Genomic DNA, 22736 nt, shown 5'->3' with positions numbered 1-22736 from the left:
GTCCCGGGGCAGCCCCCTTTGCGCTGCGTTCCGTCCGGCAGGTCAGGACAGCTGCCCGTCGTAGTCCGGCAGTTTGAAGGTCTTCTCGGCGTGCCCGCCGGACAGGTCGGTCGTGCTGTTGCCGATGTTGGCGATGATCGTCCAGCCCCTGGACTCGATGGCTGCGCGCTGGGCGGTCTTGTAGTCGGCGATGTCCTTGAACAGGTCGAACAGGCCGCGGACGTGGAGGCCGTCGACGCGGTAGCCCTCGTGCGTGAGGTTGAACCGCGTCGGCTCCTTGAGGATGCCCGGGCGGGCGGTGACGAAGAACAGCGCGACACCGTGCTCCTGGGCGTACTGGGCGACCTTCAGCACGGGCTTGTTGGCCGGCTGGGGGTAGCTGAAGCCGAAGTCGGTCTCCAGGGTGGTGTTGTCGATGTCGAACACGACGGCCCGCCTCTCGCCCGGCCCGCCGTCCGCGATCCGCTGCCGCAGATAGGGCAGGGTTTCGTCCATCACGGCCTGGCAGTCCTGCTGCCAGGTGCCGTGGTCGACCTTCCCGGACGCGGCCGCGGTGGCGGTGACACCGGCCGTGGCCGCGTCCGTGGCTGTGGCGCTCGTGGCGGAGGCCGGGGTGTCCGTCGCGGCCTGGGCGCCGGCGGGGACTGCGAGCGCCGTGGCGGCGACTGTGGCGAGGGCGGTCAGGCGGGCGCGGTGCGTCCACGTGCCTGTGGTCATGGGGGGTCCTCTCGCGTCCGTACCACTGAAGTTGTTGTGGACATGATGCTCGTATGTCGGGGTGGCGAGAGGGGAACCAGAAGATTACTGGAGAGTAACTCCATTGAGACGGGGGCCACATGAGGTCGGTCACACGGGAGGAGGGTTCGACCCCGCTCTCCGGTGACATGCCGCACAGGCGGCTTGTCCGGTACTAGGGCGCTTAGTGCGGGACAGGAGTTGAAAAATCGGACAATTCGGACGGTGAAATGATCCGCCATGGGGTCTCTACAGGGCATTTGCCCTAAATGGGCTGGACGTCAAGAGATGTACGCCACTGCCCTCTGTTACTACTTTCCCTCGTAGTGGGGGGGTTTGAGCGTCGATGACCGGCGGGGTTACCAAGGGACAGCCGCCCGGTGAGGACAAGCGTCCGGGTGGTTGCCACGTCCCCCACCCCCAGAGGTTTCGATGTTCCAGCGCGCCACGTCCCGCTCCGCCCGTGCGACCAAGCTCCGTACCCGCGCCGCCGTCCTGGCCGCCGGTCTGGGTGTATCGATCGCCCTGGGCGCGGGAGTAGCGTCCGCCGCCGAGACCGCGGCGGCTCCCACCGCCACCGTCACCGCCGCCAAGTCGGCTGCCGGCTGGGTCACCCCGGTGAAGAGCTACAAGCTCACCGCCGGCTTCAACCAGAACGGTGCCCGCTGGGCGCACAAGCACAGCGGCCAGGACTTCGCCGTGCCGGTCGGCACTCCGGTCGTCGCCGCGAGCGGTGGCACCGTCGTCAAGGCCGGCCCCAACGGCGCCGGTGACGGTCCCGCCTACGGCAACGCCGTCGTCATCAAGCACGCCAACGGGAAGTACTCCCAGTACGCCCACCTCTCCAGCGTCCACGTGAAGGTCGGCCAGGCCGTCGCCGCCGGCCAGCAGATAGCCCTGTCCGGCAACACCGGCAACTCCACCGGCCCGCACCTGCACTTCGAGATCCGTACGACCCCGAACTACGGCTCCGCGCTCAACCCGCTGGCCTTCCTGCGGGCCTGACGTACCGCCTGACCGGCCGCACCGCGCCGCCGCCCGCCGACACCGGCGGGCGGCGGACCCGTGTCAGGGCTCGTGCGCGCCCCGGTGGGCCTGGGTCACCAGATCGACGGCGACCTCGAGGACGGCCTTGCGTCGTTCCTCGGGGTCGCCGTCGAGGTCCTGCATGACGAACATCCCGGCGTGCAGGGTGAAGATGGCGCTGATGCAGCGGACCTGGTCGGCCAGGCTCGCGTCCGGGTCGATGATGATGTCCCTGAGGTCGCGCATCCGGTTCTTGAAGGCGTCCCCGATACGCAGCTCCCGCACCGTCGCCTGGTTCTCCTGCATGAAGCGGAACAGCGGCGCGGCCCCGGCGAGCGCCTGGTCGTAACGGCGGACGATCTCCTGCTTGGTCTCCAGGGTGTGCGGCTGCCCCCGGCCCCACTCGATCAGCTCCTCCATCGGCTGCGTGAGGCTCTCGAAAAGACTGACGAGGATCTCTTCCTTCGTCCTGAAGTGGTAGTACAGGGCCGCCTTGGTGACGCCCAGGCGCTCGGCGATCTCCCGCAGGGAGGTCTTCTCGTAGCCTTGCTCGGCGAAGAGCTCCAGCGCCACGTCCAGGATGCGCCGGCGGGTGTTTCCGCGACGCTGCCGCTTGGTGCCGTCCATGGTGACGCCCATCGTCGTACTCCTCGCGCTCACTGGGAACCTACCTGCCGACAGGCCGCCGAAACTTACTTGACGACCGGCTAGTGACGGGTCTACTTTTCCGGAGTCTAGTTAACTTGCCGGGCGGCAAGTAAGTAGCGATCAGCTGGGGGAACAGGACGGATGACGGAGACCACGACAGCCGGACCGGACACCGGTCAGGCCGGCAAACAACCCAGGAGCGTGCGGGTCGTCCTGCTCGCCCTCATGATCGCGATGATGCTCGCGATGCTGGACAACATGATCGTGGGCACCGCGATGCCGACGATCGTCGGTGAGCTCGGAGGACTCCAGCACCTGTCGTGGGTGGTCACCGCCTACACCCTCGCGACCGCCGCGGCCACTCCGCTGTGGGGCAAGCTCGGCGACATGTACGGGCGCAAGGGCGTCTTCCTGACCTCGATCGTGATCTTCCTGATCGGTTCGGCGCTGAGCGGCATGGCGCAGAACATGGGAGAGCTGATCGGCTTCCGCGCTGTCCAGGGCCTGGGCGCCGGCGGTCTGATGGTCGGCGTGATGGCCATCATCGGCGACCTGATCCCGCCCCGTGAGCGCGGCAAGTACCAGGGCATGATGGCCGGTGTCATGGCGCTGGCGATGATCGGCGGACCGCTGGTCGGCGGCACGATCACGGACCACTGGGGCTGGCGCTGGACCTTCTACATCAACCTCCCCCTCGGCGCGGTGGCACTCGTCGCGATCAGCGCCGTACTGCACCTGCCGAAGAAGCGGGCGCAGGCGCGGATCGACTACCTGGGTGCCGTGCTGCTGACCGTCGGCATCTGCGCCGTCGTGCTCGTCACCACCTGGGGTGGCACGGAGTACTCCTGGACCTCCGCGCGGATCATGGTGCTCACCGCGATCGGCGTCGCCACGCTCGTCGGGTTCGTGTTCTGGCAGGCCGAGGCGGCCGAGCCGATCGTGCCGCTGCACATCTTCCGCAGCCGCAACTTCAGCCTGATGTCACTGATCGGCTTCATCACCGGCTTCGCGATGTTCGGCGCGGTGCTCTTCCTGCCGCTCTACCAGCAGTCGGTGCAGGGCGCCTCCGCGACCAACTCCGGTCTGCTGCTCCTGCCGATGCTCGGCGCGATGATGGTCGTGTCGCTGATCGCCGGCCGGGTCACCACCAACAGCGGCCGGTACAAGATCTTCCCGATCCTCGGTGGCGTCCTGGTGATCGCCGGGCTGTACCTGCTGTCCCTGATGGACACCGGCACCACCCGTCTCACCTCCGGCCTGTACATGGCCGTCCTCGGTGCCGGCATGGGCTGTCTGATGCAGATCACCATGCTGGTCGCGCAGAACAGCGTGGAGATGAAGGACATGGGTGTGGCCTCCTCGACCACCACCCTGTTCCGTACGCTCGGCTCCTCCTTCGGCGTCGCGGTCATGGGCGCGCTGTTCAACAACCGCGTCCAGCAGGAGATGACCGACCGGGGCGGCGCCCTGGGCCCGAAGATCACCGAGAAGTCCGCACAGCTGGACGCGGCGAGTCTCGCCAAGCTGCCGGCCCAGGTGCGGGAGGCCTACCAGCACGCGGTGTCCGCCGGTACGCATTCGGCGTTCCTGCTGGGCGCCGTGATCTCGGTGTCCGTGCTGGTCGCGGCGGTGTTCGTCAAGGAGGTCCCGCTGAAGGGAGCGGGACCGGCCGGGCGGGACCGGGACGGCGGGACCGAGGCGCAGGCGCGGGCGGGCGTGGCGGAGGCCGTCTGACCGCCCGCCGGCGCCGCGGCCCGGGAAGCGGTCGCTGCTCCTGAAGCGGTCACTGCTCCTGAAGCGTCCGCTGTCCCCGAAGCAGCGACTGCTCCCGAAGCGCCTACTGCCCCTGAAGCAGGGGATGGCTGCCGGTGTCCGTCGGAGCGTGCTCCGGCAGCCACAGCACGGCGACCGCGCCCTCGGCCGGAACGTGCTCCGGGGCGCCCGCCGGGCGGACGTTGCGGAAGGTCAGCCGGGCGCCGAGGACACGGGCCTGGCCGGCGGCGATGGTCAGGCCGAGGCCGTGGCCCTGCCCGGCGCGGTCCCTGCTGCCGGTGCGGAAGCGGCTCGGGCCCTCGGCGAGCAGGTCCTCGGGGAAGCCCGGGCCGTGGTCGCGCACCCGGACGACCCGGCCCTCCACGGTCACCTCGATCGGCGGCCTGCCGTGCCGGGCGGCGTTGGCGAGCAGGTTGAACAGCACCCGCTCCAGGCGCCGAGGGTCGGTCCTGACCTCCGACTCGTGCACCACGCGCACCTCGACGTCCGGGTCCTTGGCCGCAACCCGCCGGGCGACGAACTCGCCCAGCAGGATGTCCTGCAGCTCGGCCCGCTCGGAGGCGCCGTCGAGCCGGGCCACCTCCAGCACGTCCTCGACCAGCGTGCGCATGGCCTTCGCGCGGTCCAGGACCAGCTCCGTCGGCCGTCCGGGCGGCAGCAGCTCGGCCGCCGTCAGCAGCCCGGTCACCGGAGTGCGCAGCTCGTGCGCGATGTCCGCGGTGACCCGGCGCTCCGCCTCCAGCCGCTGCTGCAGCGCGTCCGCCATCGCGTCCACCGCGCGCGCGAGGTCGTCGGTCTCGTCCCGTACGAGACCGCCGATGGCCTCCCGGACCCGTACGTCCGTCTCGCCCTTGGCGACCTGGTTGGCCGCGGTCGCCGCCTTGCGCAGCCGGCCCGAGAGCTGCCCCCCTATCAGCACGCCCAGCGCGCTGCCGCCGAGAACGACCGCGATGGAGCCGATGACCAGCGCCTGGTCGAGGTCGTTGAGGATGTTCGTGCTGCGGTCGGTGAAGTGCGTGTGCAGGGACAGCACACGGCCGTCCTTGACCGGCACGGCCGCCCAGATGTCGGCCAGTTTGCCCGTGTGGTCGCTCACGTACGTCGCCCGCCGGCCCTGGTCGATCTTCTCCCGCAGCGGGGGCGGCAGCTCCGGGTCGTCGATCTTGATGCCGGGGAAGTTCGGCCGCCCCGACAGCTCGTAGTTCCGCTGGGCGATCTGGACCCGCTCGACGGCCAGGTCGCGCGCGCTGTCGAGCATCGACACCCGTGCGGCGTTGTGCACGACCAGGCTCAGCGCGACCGCCACCAGCGCGCCGACCAGCGCGATGGCCGCGCTGAGCTTCCACCTCAGCCCCGTGCGGATCCCCGCGTGCTCCAGGCGCTTCGGCAGCAGACGCCGTGTGATCCCCCGCATGGCCCCCCCGCTCAGGCCTTCAGCTTGTAGCCGAAGCCGCGGACCGTCTCGATGCGGTCCTGGCCGATCTTCGTACGCAGCCGCTGCACATGGACGTCGACCACGCGCGTGTCGCCGCCCCAGCCGTAGTCCCACACCCGCTCGAGCAGCCTGTCGCGGGACAGGACCGTGCCCGGCGCGGAGGAGAACTCGAGGAGCAGCCGCATCTCCGTGGGCGTGAGCGCCACCGGCCGGCCGGCCCGGCGCACCTCCATCCCCTCGGTGTCGACCTCCAGGTCGCCGAAGGTCAGCACCCCGCCGTCCACCGCGGAGGGGTCCTCCCCGGACCGGGCGCCGCCGGCGTGCCCGAAGCGGCGCAGCACCGCGCGGATCCGGGCGACGAGGACGGCCCCGTCGAACGGCTTGGTCACATAGTCGTCGGCACCCGCCTCCAGACCCAGGACCACGTCGATCGAGTCGGCGCGCGCGGACAGCATGATCACCGGAACCGTCGACTCGTCGCGGATGCGGCGGCACAGGCTGACGCCGTCGAGGCCGGGGACCATGACGTCCAGCAGCGCGATGTCGGGCCGCCGGGCCCGGAACTCCTCCAGGCCCGACAGCCCGTCGGGCATGGCCGTGACCGCGAAGCCGTTCCGCTCCAGAGCGAGCTGTGTGGCCTCACGGATGACGTCGTCGTCCTCGACGAACAGGACGTGGGTCTGCTCTGCCATCCCGGTGCTCTCAGTCCTCGTGTGCTTCTCCTCGTGCGCCGCGGTGGGGGCGCGTCCACTCCTGACCGGTTCACGCCGCCGGAATTGCTCGCGGCCGCCGCCGTCCTCCCGCACGCACCCCGGCCGGCCCCGTACGTCAGTCGTCGGGGGTCACCACCGCGTCACTCCCGGCGGACTTGCTGTACTTGTTGCGCGTGCTGAACTCCTTGACGAACCGGCCCGCGGAGGACCAGTGGTAGGTGACCACGTCCTCGATGGACGGGCTCGAGACCGGGTCGCCCCTCGCGTACACCTGCTTGGTCACCACGAGGTCGCCGCGGTCGATCTCGGCGTAGACCGGGGGTTCCTCGGCCTTGAAGACGTTCTCGTACCCGCTGTCCCGCTCGCGGTACACGTAGGCGCCCAAGCCCACCGCGTCCCCGCAGGTCAGTATGTTGACGACGATGTCGTCGACGGAGTTCCCGGTCAGATCACCGTACGACACGTCGACGGGGTACTCGTCGGCCACGCACGGTTTCAGGGCACGCTTGATCGCGGCCGAGACATGCGGGTCCTGCTTGATCAGCCGGACCGCGTCCATCCGCTCGGCCCGGGGGGTGGGGCTGAGGGAGGGCGTGGCGGCGGGACTCGCCGCCGAGCCGACGTGGGCCGGGCCCTCGTCACGCGCCCCGGTCCCCCCGGTGCCGCAGGCGGACACCAGAAGGGCGAGGGCGGCGAGCACGGCCACCGCCGTACTCACCGCCTGGACGGTGTCCCTGGCCACGACGGGGCCAGGGTCGGTGTCCCTGCCGGTCAGGCCGCACAACGCTCCCGCTCCTCACGCTCCAGCGCGCGTGCGACCAGATCACGGGCCTGAAGCTCCTCGCGGAGCCGGGCGAGCGCCCGGTGCAGCGTGCTCTTGACCGTACCCGCGGACATGCCGAGGGCGGCGGCCGTCTCCTCCGTGGACATCTGCTCCCAGTGTCGCAGCACGACGACACTGCGCTGCTTGGGAGCGAGAACCTTCATGGCGTCCATCAGGAGCGCGCGGTCGGCGTGCTGCTCGGTGGAGTCCTCGACCGAGGCGTCGGGGAGCTGCTCGGTGGGGACCTCCTCCAGCTTGCGGGCCCGCCACCACTCGGTACGCGTGTTGATCATCACGCGGCGCAGGTAGGCGTCCGCGAGCCGTTTGTCGGCGATGCCCTCCCAGCGGCCGTACGTCCGCGCGAGCGCCGTCTGGAGCAGGTCCTGGGCGTCGACCGGGTCCGGCACCAGCCGGCGCGCACTGCGCAGCAGCGCGTCCTGCCGGGTGCGCACGTACTCCTCGAACTCGAGCACCTCTCCCTGCGCCATGTTCAACCGCCTCCGATCCCCGTTTCCGGCTCGTCTGCCGCCGGTCCTCACACCTGTGGGCGGACGGGCTGTGGTCGGCAGCCGTCCGGCGCCCGTCGGGCACGCGATTGAAGGTACGGAGGCGTTGTCACGGCGCTGTCCGAAGCAGCCTGCGGTCAGCACTCGGCTGTGCGTCGGTTGTGTAACGGAAGTAGGAACGGAGTAAGACCGTGCCCTGATTTGCCGGTTTTCACGCCGATTTGGGGGGCTGGGTGGCGCGCGGGAAGGTGACACGTACGCCCGCGCCGCCCCCAGAAGCTGTCACCCGTCCGTGAGGTGACCGTGCGTCAGGTCAGCGGCAGCCGGTACAGCCCGCCCGGCAGCGGCTCCACCAGACCGTCCGCGACGAGCCCGTCCAGCGCCCGGGCCCGCTGGACCGGCTCGTGCCAGACCCGGTCGAGCGCCGCCTGCGGCACCGGCGCGTGCGCCTCGCGCAGCACGGCGAGCAGCTTGCCGCGGACCTGCCGGTCGGTGCCGGCGTACGTCTGCCCCCGGCGCGGCGGCCCCTCGTGCGCGGGCTTGCCCGCGAGCCGCCAGGCGCAGTGCGCGGCGATCGGACAGCGCGCGCACGACTCGTTCTTCGCCGTGCACACCAGCGCGCCGAGCTCCATGGAGGCGGCGGCCCAACGGGCCGCGGTCCGCTCGTCCTCGGGCAGCAGGGCGCGGGCCAGGCGGCGTTCGGCGGCGGTGGTGGCGTTCGGCGGGTACTGCACGCCGGTGACCGCGCGGGCCAGCACCCGGCGGACGTTGGTGTCCAGGACGGCGTGCCGCTGGCCGTAGGCGAAGGAGGCGACCGCGGCGGCCGTGTACTCGCCGATGCCCGGCAGGGCGAGCAGTTGCGCGTGCTCGGTGGGCACGTCGCCGCCGTGCCGTTCCGTTATGGCGACCGCGGCGCCGTGCAGGCGCAGGGCGCGGCGCGGGTAGCCGAGCCGGCCCCAGGCGCGGACGGCCTCGCCCGGCGCCTCCTTGGCGAGGTCGGCGGGGCGTGGCCAGCGGTCGAGCCACTGCTCGTAGACCGGCAGCACCCGGCTGACCGGCGTCTGCTGCAGCATGAACTCGCTGACCATCACGCCCCAGGCGCCGGCGTCGGGGCGCCGCCAGGGCAGGTCGCGGGCGTTGGCGTCGAACCAGGAGATGACCTGGGTGTGCAGGGCTTGGCCGAGGGGCGTGCCGGAGGTCTCGGGACCGGCGGGCGTGCCGGTGTCCGGCCGGGCACCGGTGGCGGGGGCCGGGGTGTCGGAGCTGCTGTGCGGAGGCAGTGTGGGCGCAGTCATGGCGCTTCCGATCCTGCCACGTGGGGGTGGGCGGCCGTGTGACCCGCGCGGGCCGGTGTCGTCACCGAATGTGCCCGTGTGGCTACGGTGCTCGCAAGAGGGTTCATCGGTAAGGGTGTTGCCGGGATGATGATCCTGAAAAGTTGTGGTCACAGCGGCGGGTGGCGCAAGGGAAAGCGACGATCTCTCGTACAGTTTGGGCCGTGGGATCTCTGCGCAATCCGGTCGGTCCGCTTCCCGCCTCCATCTACTGGCGACGGAGGGTCCTCCTGCTGTCCGCGGTCGCCCTGTTGGCGCTGCTGACCGTCTGGCTCCTCACCCTGGGCGGCGGGGGCCGCAAGGACGACGGCGGCGGGTCGAACGGCAAGCACCCCGCGCCCTCGACCATCACCCCGGGGCCCTCCGGCTCGGGTCCCGCGATCAGTGAACACCCTGGCGGCCGTGACGAGTCCGGCGGCGGGGACTCCGGCGGGTCGGACTCCGGGTCCGGCGGCTCCGGTGGCTCCGGCGGCACGAGCGGGGACGGCTCCGGGGCCGGGTCCGGCGGGTCGGCCGGCGGCGAGGGCGGCGGCACCGAGGGCGGCGGCGGTGCGGGGCCCGTGCTGCCGGTCGGCAGCACGCTGCCCAACTGCACCCCTGGAGCGGTGAAGTTGACGCTGCGCAGCGTGCACAACTCCTACGAACCCGGCCAGACGCCGACCTTCGAACTGGTCGCCCGGAACTCCTCCGGCAGCGACTGCAAGCTCGACCTCGGTCCGAAGACCGCGGTGGTGACGGTCAGCCAGTCCGACAGCAGCGCCGCCTACTGGTCCTCGGCCGACTGCCCGAAGACGGCCGGGAGCCGGCTGTACCGGGTGCCGGCGGGCAACGGCATCACGTACGCCGTCGAGTGGGACCGCAAGCCGAGCGCCGCGCAGTGCGCGACGCCTCCGGCCGGGTCGGCCCGGGCGGGCACCTACCTGGTGGAGGCGAAGGTGCCGGGCTACGGCAAGCTGCGGACGTCGTTCGTGCTGTCGGAGGACTGAGTCCCGCGCCTGCCGGACACGGCGCCGGGGCTCAGACGTACCGCTCCAGGATCGACGACTCCGCCAGCCGGGACAGGCCCTCGCGGACGCTGCGCGCCCGCGCCTCGCCCACGCCGTCCACCGTCTGCAGGTCGTCGACGCTCGCGGCGAGCAGCTTCTGCAGTCCGCCGAAGTGCTCGACCAGGCGGTCGATGACGGCGCGGGGCAGCCGGGGCACCTTGGCCAGCAGCCGGAAGCCGCGCGGGGAGACCGCCGAGTCGAGGGCCTCGGGGGAGCCGGTGTAGCCGAGGGCCCGGGCCACGGTGGACAGTTCGAGCAGCTCGGCCTGGTGGAGCTTGTCGAGCTCCAGCAGCGCCTCGTCGACCGTGCGGGAGCGCTTGGCGGTGGGCTCGGGAACGTAGTCCCGCACGACCAGTTCGCGCTCGGGCTCCACGCCGGCGATCAACTCGTCCAGCTGGAGGGAGAGAAGACGGCCGTCGGTGCCCAGCTCCACCACGTACTCGGCGATTTCGGTGGCGATCCGGCGCACCATCTCCAGGCGCTGCGCGACCGCCGAGACGTCCCGGACCGTCACCAGGTCCTCGATCTCCAGCGCGGACAGCGTGCCCGCCACCTCGTCCAGGCGGAGCTTGTACCGCTCCAGGGTCGCCAGGGCCTGGTTGGCGCGGGAGAGGATCGCCGCGGAGTCCTCCAGGACACGGCGCTGGCCGTCGACGTAGAGGGCGATGAGCCGCATGGACTGCGAGACCGAGACCACGGGGAAACCGACCTGCTTGCTCACCCGGTCCGCCGTACGGTGCCGGGTGCCCGTCTCCTCGGTGGGGATCGTGGGGTCCGGCACCAGCTGCACGCCCGCCCGCAGGATCTTCGACAGGTCCGAGGAGATCACGATGCCGCCGTCCAGCTTGCACAGCTCCCGCAGCCGCGTCGCCGTGAACTCGACGTCCAGGACGAAGCCGCCCGTGCACATCGACTCCACGGTCTTGTCGGAGCCGAGCACGATGAGCCCGCCGGTGTTGCCGCGGAGCACCCGCTCGAGGCCGTCACGCAGGGCCGTGCCGGGTGCCACGGCGCTCAGGGAGGCGCGCATCAGCCCGTCGGCGCCGGGACTCCCGCCGGACTTTCCGGGAGCTGCCGCCCGGTCGTTGGCTGCCACTGCTCTCCTCCGGTCGCAGGTACTTCAGCGCTCCCGTATCGCACCTCGGTTCGTACGGACGGGCGAGACCAGGGAAAAGTCTACCGGCGGTCCTCCTGCTCCCGTGGGGCCTCTCGGCGACGGGAGCGCGGCAGGACCCGCAGCGCATCCCCGATGTCGGCGACCTCCAGGACCTTCATCCCCGGCGGAATCCTTCCCGGGTCGCCCGGCACGAGCGCGTGCGTGAAGCCCAGGCGGTGGGCCTCCGCCAGCCGGCGCTGCACGCCCGTGACCCGCCTGACCTCGCCCGCCAGACCCACCTCGCCGATCGCGACGAGGTTCTTCGGCAGCGGGGTGTCGCTCGCGGCCGACGCCAGCGCCAGGGCGACCGCGAGGTCCGCGGCCGGCTCGGACAGCTTCACGCCGCCGACCGTCGCCGAGTAGATGTCCCGCTTGCCCAGCGCGCTGATCCGGCCCCGCTGCTCCAGGACGGCCAGCATCATCGAGACCCGGGAGGTCTCCAGGCCCGACGTCGTACGGCGCGGGGAGGGGATCTGGGAGTCGACGGTGAGCGCCTGCACCTCGGCGACCAGGGGGCGGCGGCCCTCCAGGGTGACGGTCAGACAGGTGCCGGGCACCGGCTCGTCGCGGCGGGTCAGGAACAGGCCGCTGGGGTCGGCCAGGCCCGTGATGCCCTCGTCGTGCAGCTCGAAGCAGCCGACCTCGTCCGTCGCGCCGTAGCGGTTCTTGACGCCGCGGACCAGGCGCAGGCGCGCGTGCCGGTCGCCCTCGAAGTGCAGCACGACGTCCACCAGGTGCTCCAGCAGGCGCGGGCCCGCGATCGCGCCGTCCTTGGTGACGTGGCCCACCAGGAGCGTGGACATCCCGCGCTCCTTGGAGGCGCGGATCAGCGCCCCCGCCACCTCCCGGACCTGCGCCATGCCGCCGGGCGCCCCGTCGATCTCGGGGGAGGCGACCGTCTGCACCGAGTCGAGGATCAGCAGGGAGGGCTTGACCGCGTCCAAGTGGCCGAGGACGGCGGCCAGATCGGTCTCGGCGGCCAGATACAGGTGGTCGTCGATGGCGCCGATGCGGTCGGCCCGCAGGCGGACCTGGCTCGCGGACTCCTCGCCCGTGACGTACAGCGTGCGGTGCTCGTCGCTCGCGGACTTGGCCGCCACGTCCAGCAGCAGCGTGGACTTGCCGACCCCGGGCTCGCCGGCGAGGAGGACGACGGCACCGGGGACCAGTCCGCCGCCGAGGACGCGGTCGAGCTCGGGCACGCCGGTGGTGCGGGCGGCGGCCTGGCTGCCGTCGACCTGGCCGATGGGCACGGCGGAGGTGGTGACCCGGCCCGGCGCCGTCGTCCGGACCGCGGGCGCGCCGTACTCCTCGACCGTGCCCCAGGCCTGGCACTCGGGGCAGCGGCCGAGCCACTTGGCCGTCTGCCAGCCGCACTCCGTGCAGCGGTAGGACGGTCGGTCCTTGGCGGTTTTGGTACGGGCAGCCATGGAGGAAACCGTAACCGCCGGCACTGGCAGCGCCGCCGCCGGGCGGGCCCCGACCGGGGCGGGTCACGGAGCGGAGCGTTCCCCTCCCCTTATGAGGGATCGTTTCACCCGTACGAATTAAAAGTGCCCGGGGGACAGGAGCGGACGATCCCGCGCCGCATACGGTCGTACGGGTGATGAGCAGCAGTCCGGACACCACGACCCGCACGACCGGTGCGCACCGGACGCACCGGACACATCGCGAGGCGCGCGACCGCGCTGCCGCGCACGCCCTGGCGCAGCGCCCGTCCGCGCCCTACGAGCCGTACCTCGACGGCCTGTTCACCTACTGCCTGTCCGTGCTCTGCGATCACGACGCGGCCACCGCCGCCCTCGGGGACGCGCTGGCGTCCGCCGAGCGGCGCGGGCAGCGCGGGCCCGGGACCGCCGGCGAGCGCCGGGCCTGGCTGTACGCGCTGGCCCGCTGGGCGTGCCTGCGCAAGCTGGCCGAGGCCAAGCAGAAACGTCGGAGCGCGCACGCCGCGGACCGCGACGACCGGCACGGGCACGCGCGGCCCGCGGCCCCGCCCGTCTCCGACGAGGTCCAGCGGGAGCGGCGGCGCGAACTCGCCCTGCTCGCCTGGCCGGAGGCCGCCGGCACCACCCCGGAACAGCGCGAGGCCCTGGAACTCGCCGTACGCCACCACCTCGCCGCCCACGAGGTCGCCGCCGTCCTCGGCGTGAGCCTCGCCGCCACCCGGGACCTCCTCGCCGCGGCCGCCTGCGAGGTGGAGCGCACGCGCGCGGCGCTCGCCGTCGTCGAGACCGGCGCCTGCCCGAGCGTGTCCCGTCTGACCGGCGACGACCAGGTCGTGCTCGGTGCGGCCCTGCGGCGCGAGCTCGTCCGGCACGTCGACGACTGTCCGCGCTGTCGCCGCACCGCCGGGCGCGCCCTGCCCGGCCGCTGGCCCGGCGCCACCGTCACACCCGCCGAGCTGCCCGTCCTCACGGCGCCCCGCGCGGCCCTGCACACGGTGCTGGCGCACCACCCGCGCGCGCGGAGCACCGCCCCCCGCTTCGACCGGCGCGGCTTCCCCATGGACCCCAAGGACCACGCGGCCCGCAGGGACCGGCTACGCGCGCGTGCCGTCACGACGACCGTGGTGGCCACCGTGATGGCCGCCCCCGTGCTGGCCCTGTGGGCCGCCTACCGGGGCGACCCCACCGGTGAGGGCCCCGGCGGGCCCTCCGCCACCGCGCACGAGGCGCACGACCCGGGCGTCCTGGGCGGCGAGGCGGCGGGCGGCGGATACGAGAACACCGGCAATGCCGCCCCCGGACCCGACGCCCGCTTCGGCAAGGGCGGCGGTCCCGATGTCTCCGTGGAGGTCGTCAGCGTCACCGGCGCCGGCCACAAGGACGGCCACCTGACGGTGACCGCCGTCGGCGACGGCGACACCACACTGATCACCCTCGCCGCCTCCGGCCCCGGGCCGGTCCGCTGGTCGGCCTCCACCCGGGTGTCCTGGCTCTACCTGAGCCGCACATCGGGAACCCTGAAACCCGGCGAGTCGTTGACGATCAAGGTGTACGTCGACCACCTGCGCGAGCCGTCCGGCCACTGGAGCGCGCGCGTGGCGATCGCGCCCGCCGGCGCCGTCGTCTCCATCGACGGCCGCGGCACCCGAGGACAGCGACGCCCCGAGCAGCCCGAACCCGTCGGACAGCCCCCCGGACAGTTCCGGCTAGGTCCGGCCCTTCCCATGAGCCGGACCAGCCGGACCAGCCGAGGCGGCAGGACCAGCCGAAGCGGCAGGATCAGCCGGATGCGGTGCCAGCAGCGGCAGCCCGAGGGCCAGGCGCTCCTCGCACAGCTCGACCAGGCGCTCGTAGCCGGCCTTGCCCATCAGCTCGGTCAGCTCGGCCCGGTAGGAGACGTACACCGGCTCGCCCGCGCCGTGCGCCGACGCCGCCGAGGTGCACCACCAGTGCAGGTCGTGCCCGCCCGGACCCCAGCCCCTGCGGTCGTACTCGCCGATCGACACCTGCAGCACACGCGTGTCGTCGGGCCGGTCGATCCACTCGAAGGTCCGCCGGATCGGCAGCTGCCAGCACACGTCCGGCTTGGTCTCCAGCGGCTCGCGCCCCTCCTTCAGCGCCAGGATGTGCAGCGAGCAGCCCATGCCGGCGGGGAAGCCGGGCCGGTTCTGGAAGATGCACGAACCCTGGAACCGGCGGGTCTGCCGGGAGCCCTCCTCGTCCTCCGAGACCCAGCCGTCCGCCGTGCCCTCGGCATGGTTCTGCCAGATGTCCGGTGTGAGCCTCGCCACGTGCCCGGCAACCCGCTTCTCGTCGTCCTCGTCGGAGAAGTGGGCCCCCAGCGTGCAGCACCCGTCGTCCGCGCGGCCCGCCTCGATGCCCTGGCAGCCGCTGCCGAAGATGCAGTTCCAACGAGAGGTCAGCCATGTCAGATCACAGCGGAAGACCTGCTCGTCGTCCGCCGGATCCGGGAACTCCACCCACGCGCGCGCGAAGTCGAGCCCCTTCTCGTCGGCTTCCGAACCCCGCTTCTTCGACTTCCCTGCTTTCGCCCGGTTCGCCGGGTTCGCCGGTTTGTCGGTCTTCGCCTTTTTCGTCTTTGGCACCCGTCCAGGGTAAGTCGCCGGGCAGCGAGGCCGGGACCGCCCCGGCCGGGGCACCCGGTCCGGACGGCACCCCAGGTCGCAGTAGCGTTCCGTACATGAGACTCGGTGTCCTCGACGTGGGTTCGAACACGGTGCACCTGCTGGTGGTCGACGCGCACCCCGGCGCCCGCCCGCTGCCCGCGCACTCGCACAAGGCCGAACTGCGCCTCGCCCAACTCCTCGACGAGGACGGTGCGATCGGCTCCGACGGCGTCGACAGACTCGTCGCGGTGATCCACGAGGGGCTTCGGGCCGCCGAGGACAAGGGCGTCGAGGACCTGCTGCCGTTCGCGACCTCCGCCGTGCGCGAGGCGGGCAACGCCGACGACGTCCTCGCGCGCGTGCGGGCCGAGACCGGCGTCGAACTCCAGGTGCTCAGCGGTGAGGAGGAGGCCCGCCTCACCTTTCTCGCCGCCCGCCGCTGGTTCGGCTGGTCGGCGGGGAAACTGCTGGTCCTGGACATCGGCGGCGGCTCGCTGGAGATCGCCTACGGCATCGACGAGGAGCCCGACGCCGCCGTGTCACTGCCGCTCGGCGCGGGCCGGCTCACCGCCGCCTGGCTGCCCGGGGACCCGCCCGACCCCGAGGACGTCAGGGCGCTGCGCCGCCATGTGCGCACCGAGATCGCGCGGACCGTCGGCGAGTTCAGCCGGTTCGGCGCCCCCGACCACGTCGTCGCCACCTCCAAGACGTTCAAGCAGCTCGCCCGCCTGGCCGGCGCCCCCCGCTCCACCGAGGGCCTGTACGTCCAGCGCGAACTGAAGCGCGAGTCCCTGGAAAGCTGGGTGCCCAGGCTCTCCGGCATGACGAACGACGAGCGCTGCGAACTCCCCGGCGTCTCCGACGGCCGGGCGGGCCAGCTCCTGGCCGGCGCACTGGTCGCCGAGGGCGCGATGGACCTGTTCGGCGTGGAACGCCTGGAGATATGCCCGTGGGCCCTGAGGGAGGGCGTGATCCTGCGGCGCCTTGATCACATGGACTCGCAGGAGAAGCCCAGGGGAGCGGGGCTGTGACACCCTGCGGTTCCTCCCCGAACTCCTGACGAGCAGGGGGAGCCCGTCGTGGGCGCGACGAACCACAACGGACCCGCAGCCGGGCATGACGAACACCACAACGGCGAACGGGTACCCGACCAAGCCCCATCGCACCCCGTAACCTGTCCCTCGTGGTGGAACCCGTTCGCATCCCGGATGCGAAGGTCGCCCTGTCGACGGCCTCCGTCTACCCGGAGTCGACGGCGACGGCCTTCGAGATCGCCGCGCGCCTTGGATACGACGGTGTCGAGGTCATGGTGTGGACCGACCCCGTCAGCCAGGACATCGACGCGCTGCGCAGACTCAGCGACTACCACCGGATCCCGGTCCTCGCCGTGCACGCCCCCTGCCTGCTGATCACGCAGCGGGTGTGGTCCACCGACCCCTGGGTCAAGCTCCAGCGCGCGAAGGCGGCCGCCGAGAAGCTCGGCGCGAGCACGGTCGTGGTCCACCCGCCGTTCCGCTGGCAGCGCCAGTACGCCCGTGACTTCGTCGCCGGCGTCTGGCGCATGGCGAACGAGACGGATGTGCGGTTCGCCGTCGAGAACATGTACCCCTGGCGCTACCGCGACCGCGAGATGCTCGCCTACGCCCCCGGCTGGGACGTCACCAAGGACGACTACCGCCACTTCACGATCGACCTCAGCCACGCGGCGACGGCCCGCACCGACGCCCTGCAGATGATCGACCGCATGGGCGACCGGCTCGGCCACGTGCACCTCGCCGACGGCAGGGGTTCGGCGAAGGACGAGCACCTGGTGCCCGGCCGCGGCACCCAGCCCTGCGCCGAGGTGCTGGAACGTCTCGCCCTGTCCGGCTTCGACGGCCATGTCGTCATCGAGGTCAACACCCGCCGCGCCATGTCCAGCGCCGAGCGCGAGGCCGACCTCGCCGAGGCCCTGGCCTTCACCCGGCTGCACCTGGCCTCGGCGATGCGGGTGCCCCGGCGATGACCGGCACCACCGCCCGGCGCCGCGGCCGCCCCCGCCGCGAGGAGGCCGCCGACACCCGCGACCGCATCCTGACCGCGGCCCGCGAGGAGTTCTCCGCGCACGGCTACGAGAAGACCTCCGTACGCGGCATCGCCAAGGCCGCCGGGGTCGACCCGGCCCTCGTGCACCACTACTTCGGCACCAAGGAGCAGGTGTTCGAGGCGGCGGTCGCGGTCGTCTTCGCCCCCGCCCTAAACGTCCCGGACGCGCTCGCCGACGTCCCGCCGGACGACGTGGGCGAACGCCTGACCCGGTCCTTCCTCGGCGTCTGGGAGAACCCGGCCACCCGGACGCCGCTGCTGGCGGTCGTCCGCTCCGCGCTGAGCAACGACACCGCGGCCGCCGTCTTCCGCCGGCTGATCGCCTCCCAGCTGCTGCGCCGCATCGCCAGCCGGCTCGACCTGCCCGACGCGGAGCTGCGCGCCGAACTCGCCGCCGCCCAGCTGGTGGGGTGCGCGATCCTGCGGTACGTGATCAGGCTGGAGCCGCTGGCGTCGGCGGACGCGGAGCAGATCGTCGCGCGGCTGGCACCGGTCGTGCAGGGACACCTCACGGGCCCCTGACCCGCCTCCCCCACGGAACCGTGAGCGCGGTCCCCGAGACACGAGTCCCGTATGCCGGACACCGCGTCCCGATCCCTGGATGACCGGCGTACGCTCGACTGCGTCAGTACCCTGCCGGGACTGCCCGGCGTCCCGGCGGAACGTCCCGAAGGAGCGAGCGACGATGCCCGAGCTGAGGTCCCGCACAGTCACCCACGGCCGCAACATGGCGGGCGCCCGTGCCCTGATGCGCGCCTCCGGTGTACCCGGTGCGGACATCGGCCGGAAGCCGATCATCGCGGTCGCCAACAGCTTCACCGAGTTCGTGCCCGGCCACACCCACCTGCAGCCGGTCGGCCGGATCGTCAGCGAGGCGGTCCGGGAGGCGGGCGGCATCCCGCGCGAGTTCAACACGATCGCCGTCGACGACGGCATCGCGATGGGCCACGGCGGCATGCTCTACTCGCTGCCCTCCCGCGACCTGATCGCGGACAGCGTCGAGTACATGGTCGAGGCGCACTGCGCCGACGCCCTGATCTGCATCTCCAACTGCGACAAGATCACCCCGGGCATGCTGATGGCCGCCCTGCGGCTGAACATCCCGACGGTCTTCGTCTCCGGCGGCCCGATGGAGTCCGGCCGGGCCACCCTGGTCGACGGCACGGTCCGCACCCTCGACCTGGTCGACGCGATCTCCGACGCCGTGAACGACAAGGTCTCCGACGAGGACATCCTCCGCATCGAGGAGAACGCCTGCCCGACCTGCGGCTCCTGTTCCGGCATGTTCACCGCCAACTCGATGAACTGCCTGACCGAGGCGATCGGCCTCGCCCTGCCCGGCAACGGCTCGGTCCTGGCCACCCACACGGCCCGCAGGCAGCTCTACGTCGACGCGGCCCGCACGGTGATGGACCTCACCCGCCGCCACTACGAGCAGGACGACGACACCGTCCTGCCCCGCGCCATCGCCACCTCCGCGGCCTTCGAGAACGCGATGGCCCTGGACATCGCGATGGGCGGCTCGACCAACACGATCCTGCACCTGCTGGCCGCCGCGCAGGAGGCCGGCGTCCCCTTCGGCCTGGAGGAGATCGACGCCGTCTCGCGTCACGTCCCCTGCCTGGCGAAGGTCGCCCCCAACGTCGCCAAGGACCGCACGTACTACATGGAGGACGTGCACCGGGCCGGCGGCATCCCCGCCCTGCTCGGCGAGCTGCACCGCGCGGGCCTGCTGAACGAGGACGTGCACGCGGTCCACAGCCCCTCCCTCGCGGACTGGCTCAAGACCTGGGACGTGCGCGGCGGCTCCCCGTCCCCCGAGGCGGTCGAACTGTGGCACGCGGCCCCCGGCTGCGTGCGCTCGGCGGAGGCCTTCTCTCAGTCCGAGCGCTGGGAGGCCCTGGACACCGACGCCGGGAACGGCTGCATCCGCTCCGCCGAGCACGCCTACTCCAAGGACGGCGGCCTGGCGGTCCTCAAGGGCAACCTGGCCGTGGACGGCTGCGTGGTGAAGACCGCGGGCGTCGACGAGTCCATCTGGACCTTCGAGGGCCCGGCGGTCGTCTGCGAGTCGCAGGAGGAGGCCGTCCAGAAGATCCTCACCCAGCAGGTCAAGGAGGGCGACGTCGTCGTCATCCGCTACGAGGGCCCCAAGGGCGGCCCCGGCATGCAGGAGATGCTCTACCCGACCTCGTACCTGAAGGGCCGCGGCCTGGGCAAGGCCTGCGCCCTGGTCACCGACGGCCGCTTCTCCGGCGGCACCTCGGGCCTGTCCATCGGCCACGCCTCCCCGGAGGCGGCCTCCGGCGGCACGATCGCGCTCGTCGAGGACGGCGACCGCATCCGCATCGACATCCCGAACCGCACCATCGAGCTGCTCGTCGACGACGCGGAGCTGACCCGCCGCGAGCAGGCGCTGGGCGGCGTGTACGTCCCGAAGAACCGCGACCGCAAGGTCTCGGCAGCCCTGCGGGCCTACGCCGCGATGGCCACCAGCGCGGACAAGGGCGCCGTCCGGGACGTCTCGAAGCTGGGCTGATCCGCGCCAGACCCTTCCGGACATCCGGACCTGTGGGGGCCGTCTCCTCGGAGGCGGCCCCCTCGGCGTGTCACCAGGACGACGGATCGCGGCCGTCCACGGCGAAGACGGTCCCGTCGGGGGCGCCGGCGTAGACGTGGCCCTTGACGACCACGGGCGCGGGCAGCGCCGCCGCGACCCGGTCCGCGTGCTCGCCGAGCCGCGGCCGGGTCTGGCCGGCGATCCGCCCGGTGCGGGCGCCGACCGCCAGCAGCCGGCCGTCTCCGGCGAGGAAGTACACGTGGCCGGCGTCGGCGGCCGGTGCCGAGCCGCGGCTGACGGCCGTTTCCAGTCGCCACCGCACCTTCCGGGCCGCCAGGTCGACCGCGTCCAACGAGCCGCCGCCGCCCAGCAGGTGGACCACGTCGCCGTGCACACTCGCCTGGACGGTGTCGCGCGGCACCGGCAGCGCGACCCGGACCGACGCCCCGGACGCCGGGGTGTAGCGGACCACGGCGTTCACCCGGCCGAAGGCCGCCTCCTCGGAGAGCAGGACGAGGGAGCCGTCCCGGCTGCCCACAGGCGTCAGCAGCCCGCGCAGCCGCGCCTCCCAGCGCACGTCGCCCGTCGCCGGGTCCACCGCGACGACCCGCGTGGACGACCCGTCGGCCGACGCGCTCACCGCGTACGCCAGCGGATCACCGGCGAACGAGGAGAAGTGGGGAAGCGGCAGGTCCGGCACCCGTCGGCTCCACCTGATTTCGCCCGACCCGGCGTCCACCCCGCGCACCAGCCCGTCGGTGCCGGTGAGCAGCAGCATGTCGCCGACGGACCGCACCCCGCTGTATGCCGGAACGTTCCGCTGCCAGCGCGGCCTGCCCGAGTCCGGATCCAGGGCCTCCAGCCGCCGCCCGTGATCCGTCATCGGCTGCACCAGGCCGCCCGCGACGACCGGCGGCACGCCGGTGAGCACCTCGGGGACGGAGCGCCGCCACAGCAGGCTCCCGTCCGCCGGATCGAGGGCGTAGACCAGCCCGGGCCGCGCACAGAACAGCTTCCCGGCCCCGTACGAGCACTGGGGCACACCCTCGCCCCCGGACACGGGCTTCGCCACCCACCCGGAGAACGCGGCCGACGTGGCCCCGGGCAGGGTGGTCCCCGGTGCCGAGCCGTTCACCGCGAGGCCGCCGTCGAGCAACTGGACCGAGGCGAGCCCGCCGCCGACGACCAGTCCCAGCACCCCGGCGGCCAGGGCGAGCCGCCTGGAGCGCGGGCGCCGTCCGGCCCGCGGCTCGGTACGACCCTCCGGCGTGCCCCCGGTCTCCCCGGCGCGGGACCCGGACGGCGACGCGCGATCACCGTCTTCGCCGAGGGCCGGGGAGGATTCGTGCGTCCGCTGGTCCGCCATGAACGCCTGTGTGTCGTACGACGCCGCCACCGACCGCAGTTCCCGCATCAGCTCGTCCGGCGTGGGCCGGTCCTCGGGCTCCTTGGCCAGGCAGCGCAGCACGAGCGGAGCCAGGGCCTTTGGCACGCCGGTCAGCTCGGGCTCGTCGTGCACGACCTGGTAGGCGACGACGTACGGGCTGTCGGAGTCGAACGGCCCGCGCCCGGTCGCCGCGTGCACCAGCACGGACCCGAGCGCGAAGATGTCGGCCGCCGGACCGACCTCCCGCGGCCGGCGGAACTGCTCGGGCGCCATGAAGGGCGGCGTACCGATCAACTTGCCGGTCTCGGTGCGCAGTTCGCTGTCCTTCGGGCGGGAGATGCCGAAGTCGATGACCTTCGGCCCGTCCTCGGCGAGCAGGACGTTGCTCGGCTTGAGGTCCCGGTGGACGACGCCCACCCGGTGGATGTCGCGCAGCGCCTCGGCGAGCCCGGCCATCAGACGGCGCAACTGGGGCGGGGCCATGGGCCCGTTCCGCTTCACCTCGTCCGAGAGCGTGGGCCCGGGAATGAACAGGGTGGCCATCCAGGGCCGTTCGGCCTCCGGGTCGGCGTCGACGACGGGCGCGGTGAACGCGCCGCTCACCCTGCGGGCCGCCGCCACCTCCTGCCGGAACCGCCCCCTGAACTCGGGATCCCTGGCGAACCGGGCGTGTACGACCTTCACCGCGAGCTTCAGTCCCGAGGTGCTGCGGGCCAGGTGCACCACGCCCATGCCACCGGAGCCCAGACACGACTCCAGACGGTAGTGACCGGCGTATTCCGGAAGTTCCGCTTCCGCGCCCGCTCCGATGTTGCGCTGTGGCGTCATGGACCACCCCCGTGCTGTTCGTTCGCGCGCGCGACGCAGGGAGCCTAGTCGATGCCTCGAACGGGACCGAGGCGGCTTGCTGGTGTTCACGTGCGAAGTGCGCACATGTGTTTCGTGACGCGTTTTCGGGGAATGAACGAGGCCCCATGGCAGTCATGGGGCTTTGACGGGGGAGATCTCTCATGTCTGTCGACCGTGCCGAACAGCATGTCGAGGGGACCGGTGGCGACGCGGCGGCGGAGGCCGTCGCGACCGTGGCGGCCGTGAAGTACTACCCGGTGGCGCCGGGCGTCCAGCTCAACGTCCGCAGCGGTCCCGGCACCGGCTACAGCCTCGTCCGCGTGCTGCCCGCGGGCGCCTCCGTGCCGATCCACTGCCAGACGCCGGGCACGACGGTGTCCGGCTACTACGGCACCTCGAACATCTGGGACAACATCGGCACCGGCCAGTACGTCTCCGACGCGTACGTGTACACCGGCAGCGACGGCTACGTCGCCGGCCGCTGCGGCTGATCCCGGACGGAGCCCGCGGACACCCGGAAGCCATAATCGAGCCGTGAGCGACGACAACGGCACCCCGGACACCCCCGCGGGCTCCACCGGGCCC

At 72.3% G+C, this 22736-nt stretch carries 19 protein-coding genes and 1 pseudogene; 9 read left to right on the top strand and 11 right to left on the bottom strand.

Annotated elements, in window-relative coordinates; translation table 11 throughout:
* Positions 1-42: 42 nt before the first annotated feature.
* The gene (locus C1I97_RS05780; protein WP_111002138.1) at positions 43-717 is read right to left on the bottom strand and encodes an HAD family acid phosphatase; all 675 of its coding nucleotides are present in this window, start codon (positions 715-717) and stop codon (positions 43-45) included.
* A gap of 450 nt (positions 718-1167) precedes the next feature.
* Between C1I97_RS05780 and C1I97_RS05775 the strand changes: the two genes are divergently transcribed.
* On the top strand, positions 1168-1740 hold the full coding sequence (locus C1I97_RS05775; protein ID WP_111002137.1) for a M23 family metallopeptidase: 573 nt from the start codon (positions 1168-1170) through the stop codon (positions 1738-1740).
* Positions 1741-1803: 63 nt separating this feature from the next.
* On the opposite strand, the gene C1I97_RS05770 is transcribed toward C1I97_RS05775, so the two are convergent.
* A complete protein-coding gene (locus C1I97_RS05770) occupies positions 1804-2400 on the bottom strand; it encodes a TetR/AcrR family transcriptional regulator (RefSeq protein WP_111002136.1) in 597 nt (198 codons plus the stop codon).
* A 150-nt stretch (positions 2401-2550) separates the two neighbouring features.
* Between C1I97_RS05770 and C1I97_RS05765 the strand changes: the two genes are divergently transcribed.
* Positions 2551-4143, top strand: coding sequence for an MDR family MFS transporter (locus tag C1I97_RS05765; RefSeq protein ID WP_111002135.1), 1593 nt, complete (start codon positions 2551-2553; stop codon positions 4141-4143).
* A gap of 103 nt (positions 4144-4246) precedes the next feature.
* Here C1I97_RS05765 and cseC read toward each other — a convergent pair whose 3' ends face one another.
* From cseC to C1I97_RS05740, 5 genes are all read right to left on the bottom strand, one after another.
* On the bottom strand, positions 4247-5596 hold the full coding sequence (cseC, locus tag C1I97_RS05760) for a two-component system sensor histidine kinase CseC (RefSeq protein WP_111002134.1): 1350 nt from the start codon (positions 5594-5596) through the stop codon (positions 4247-4249).
* Positions 5597-5607: 11 nt separating this feature from the next.
* Positions 5608-6309, bottom strand: coding sequence for a two-component system response regulator CseB (gene cseB / locus C1I97_RS05755; RefSeq protein WP_111002133.1), 702 nt, complete (start codon positions 6307-6309; stop codon positions 5608-5610).
* Between the two features lie 136 nt (positions 6310-6445).
* Positions 6446-7114 (bottom strand): hypothetical protein, encoded by a 669-nt coding sequence (locus C1I97_RS05750; RefSeq protein WP_111002132.1) that lies wholly within the window; start codon positions 7112-7114, stop codon positions 6446-6448.
* Entirely contained in the window at positions 7102-7641 is a 540-nt protein-coding gene (locus C1I97_RS05745; RefSeq protein WP_111002131.1) for a SigE family RNA polymerase sigma factor, read from the bottom strand. Before C1I97_RS05745 ends, C1I97_RS05750 begins: the two co-directional genes overlap by 13 nt.
* Positions 7642-7967: 326 nt before the next feature.
* Positions 7968-8954, bottom strand: coding sequence for an A/G-specific adenine glycosylase (locus C1I97_RS05740; protein ID WP_111002130.1), 987 nt, complete (start codon positions 8952-8954; stop codon positions 7968-7970).
* Between the two features lie 203 nt (positions 8955-9157).
* Between C1I97_RS05740 and C1I97_RS05735 the strand changes: the two genes are divergently transcribed.
* Entirely contained in the window at positions 9158-9979 is an 822-nt protein-coding gene (locus C1I97_RS05735; RefSeq protein ID WP_111002129.1) for a hypothetical protein, read from the top strand.
* Positions 9980-10010: 31 nt separating this feature from the next.
* On the opposite strand, the gene disA is transcribed toward C1I97_RS05735, so the two are convergent.
* Positions 10011-11135 (bottom strand): DNA integrity scanning diadenylate cyclase DisA, encoded by a 1125-nt coding sequence (gene disA / locus C1I97_RS05730; RefSeq protein ID WP_111002128.1) that lies wholly within the window; start codon positions 11133-11135, stop codon positions 10011-10013.
* Positions 11136-11215: 80 nt separating this feature from the next.
* Positions 11216-12625: a DNA repair protein RadA gene (radA, locus tag C1I97_RS05725; protein ID WP_111002127.1), complete on the bottom strand. Its 1410-nt coding sequence runs from the start codon at positions 12623-12625 to the stop codon at positions 11216-11218.
* A gap of 176 nt (positions 12626-12801) precedes the next feature.
* On the opposite strand from radA, the pseudogene C1I97_RS41140 reads away from it, so the two are divergent.
* Positions 12802-14289: pseudogene (locus tag C1I97_RS41140) on the top strand (hypothetical protein); the annotation flags it as partial.
* Positions 14290-14349: 60 nt separating this feature from the next.
* Here the strand turns inward: C1I97_RS41140 and C1I97_RS05715 are convergent.
* Entirely contained in the window at positions 14350-15249 is a 900-nt protein-coding gene (locus C1I97_RS05715) for a hypothetical protein (RefSeq protein ID WP_111002126.1), read from the bottom strand.
* Positions 15250-15344: 95 nt separating this feature from the next.
* Between C1I97_RS05715 and C1I97_RS05710 the strand changes: the two genes are divergently transcribed.
* The 4 genes from C1I97_RS05710 (at position 15345) to ilvD (ending at position 19894) form a co-directional block, all read left to right on the top strand.
* Positions 15345-16301: a Ppx/GppA phosphatase family protein gene (locus tag C1I97_RS05710; RefSeq protein WP_111002125.1), complete on the top strand. Its 957-nt coding sequence runs from the start codon at positions 15345-15347 to the stop codon at positions 16299-16301.
* A gap of 152 nt (positions 16302-16453) precedes the next feature.
* Positions 16454-17275 (top strand): sugar phosphate isomerase/epimerase family protein, encoded by an 822-nt coding sequence (locus C1I97_RS05705; protein ID WP_111002124.1) that lies wholly within the window; start codon positions 16454-16456, stop codon positions 17273-17275.
* Complete coding sequence (locus C1I97_RS05700; protein ID WP_111002123.1) at positions 17272-17877, top strand: TetR/AcrR family transcriptional regulator; 606 nt, start codon at positions 17272-17274, stop codon at positions 17875-17877. Before C1I97_RS05705 ends, C1I97_RS05700 begins: the two co-directional genes overlap by 4 nt.
* A 163-nt stretch (positions 17878-18040) precedes the next feature.
* Complete coding sequence (ilvD, locus tag C1I97_RS05695; RefSeq protein WP_111002122.1) at positions 18041-19894, top strand: dihydroxy-acid dehydratase; 1854 nt, start codon at positions 18041-18043, stop codon at positions 19892-19894.
* 70 nt (positions 19895-19964) lie between these two features.
* Here the strand turns inward: ilvD and C1I97_RS05690 are convergent, their stop codons facing one another.
* Positions 19965-22130, bottom strand: a complete 2166-nt coding sequence (locus tag C1I97_RS05690; RefSeq protein ID WP_111002121.1) for a serine/threonine-protein kinase — start codon at positions 22128-22130, stop codon at positions 19965-19967.
* 182 nt (positions 22131-22312) lie between these two features.
* Here C1I97_RS05690 and C1I97_RS05685 point away from each other — a divergent pair, with 182 nt between their 5' ends.
* Complete coding sequence (locus C1I97_RS05685) at positions 22313-22642, top strand: SH3 domain-containing protein (protein ID WP_111002120.1); 330 nt, start codon at positions 22313-22315, stop codon at positions 22640-22642.
* The last annotated feature ends 94 nt before the right edge of the window (positions 22643-22736 follow it).

The sequence above is a fragment of the Streptomyces sp. NTH33 genome (genome assembly GCF_003236365.1).
GTDB lineage: Bacteria > Actinomycetota > Actinomycetes > Streptomycetales > Streptomycetaceae > Streptomyces.
Note: the sequence above shows the minus strand (reverse complement) of the source record. Positions and strands in the feature narration are given on the sequence as shown.

What these genes read in the sequence shown, in the direction of transcription:
- cseC (WP_111002134.1), bottom strand. Translation starts at nt 5,596, where the DNA reads ATGCGGGGGATCACACGGCGTCTGCTGCCGAAGCGCCTGGAGCACGCG.
- ilvD (WP_111002122.1), top strand. Translation starts at nt 18,041, where the DNA reads ATGCCCGAGCTGAGGTCCCGCACAGTCACCCACGGCCGCAACATGGCG.
- C1I97_RS05780 (WP_111002138.1), bottom strand. Translation starts at nt 717, where the DNA reads ATGACCACAGGCACGTGGACGCACCGCGCCCGCCTGACCGCCCTCGCC.
- radA (WP_111002127.1), bottom strand. Translation starts at nt 12,625, where the DNA reads ATGGCTGCCCGTACCAAAACCGCCAAGGACCGACCGTCCTACCGCTGC.
- C1I97_RS05700 (WP_111002123.1), top strand. Translation starts at nt 17,272, where the DNA reads ATGACCGGCACCACCGCCCGGCGCCGCGGCCGCCCCCGCCGCGAGGAG.
- C1I97_RS05765 (WP_111002135.1), top strand. Translation starts at nt 2,551, where the DNA reads ATGACGGAGACCACGACAGCCGGACCGGACACCGGTCAGGCCGGCAAA.
- C1I97_RS05710 (WP_111002125.1), top strand. Translation starts at nt 15,345, where the DNA reads ATGAGACTCGGTGTCCTCGACGTGGGTTCGAACACGGTGCACCTGCTG.
- C1I97_RS05775 (WP_111002137.1), top strand. Translation starts at nt 1,168, where the DNA reads ATGTTCCAGCGCGCCACGTCCCGCTCCGCCCGTGCGACCAAGCTCCGT.
- C1I97_RS05685 (WP_111002120.1), top strand. Translation starts at nt 22,313, where the DNA reads ATGTCTGTCGACCGTGCCGAACAGCATGTCGAGGGGACCGGTGGCGAC.
- C1I97_RS05770 (WP_111002136.1), bottom strand. Translation starts at nt 2,400, where the DNA reads ATGGGCGTCACCATGGACGGCACCAAGCGGCAGCGTCGCGGAAACACC.
- C1I97_RS05740 (WP_111002130.1), bottom strand. Translation starts at nt 8,954, where the DNA reads ATGACTGCGCCCACACTGCCTCCGCACAGCAGCTCCGACACCCCGGCC.
- C1I97_RS05690 (WP_111002121.1), bottom strand. Translation starts at nt 22,130, where the DNA reads ATGACGCCACAGCGCAACATCGGAGCGGGCGCGGAAGCGGAACTTCCG.
- C1I97_RS05745 (WP_111002131.1), bottom strand. Translation starts at nt 7,641, where the DNA reads ATGGCGCAGGGAGAGGTGCTCGAGTTCGAGGAGTACGTGCGCACCCGG.
- cseB (WP_111002133.1), bottom strand. Translation starts at nt 6,309, where the DNA reads ATGGCAGAGCAGACCCACGTCCTGTTCGTCGAGGACGACGACGTCATC.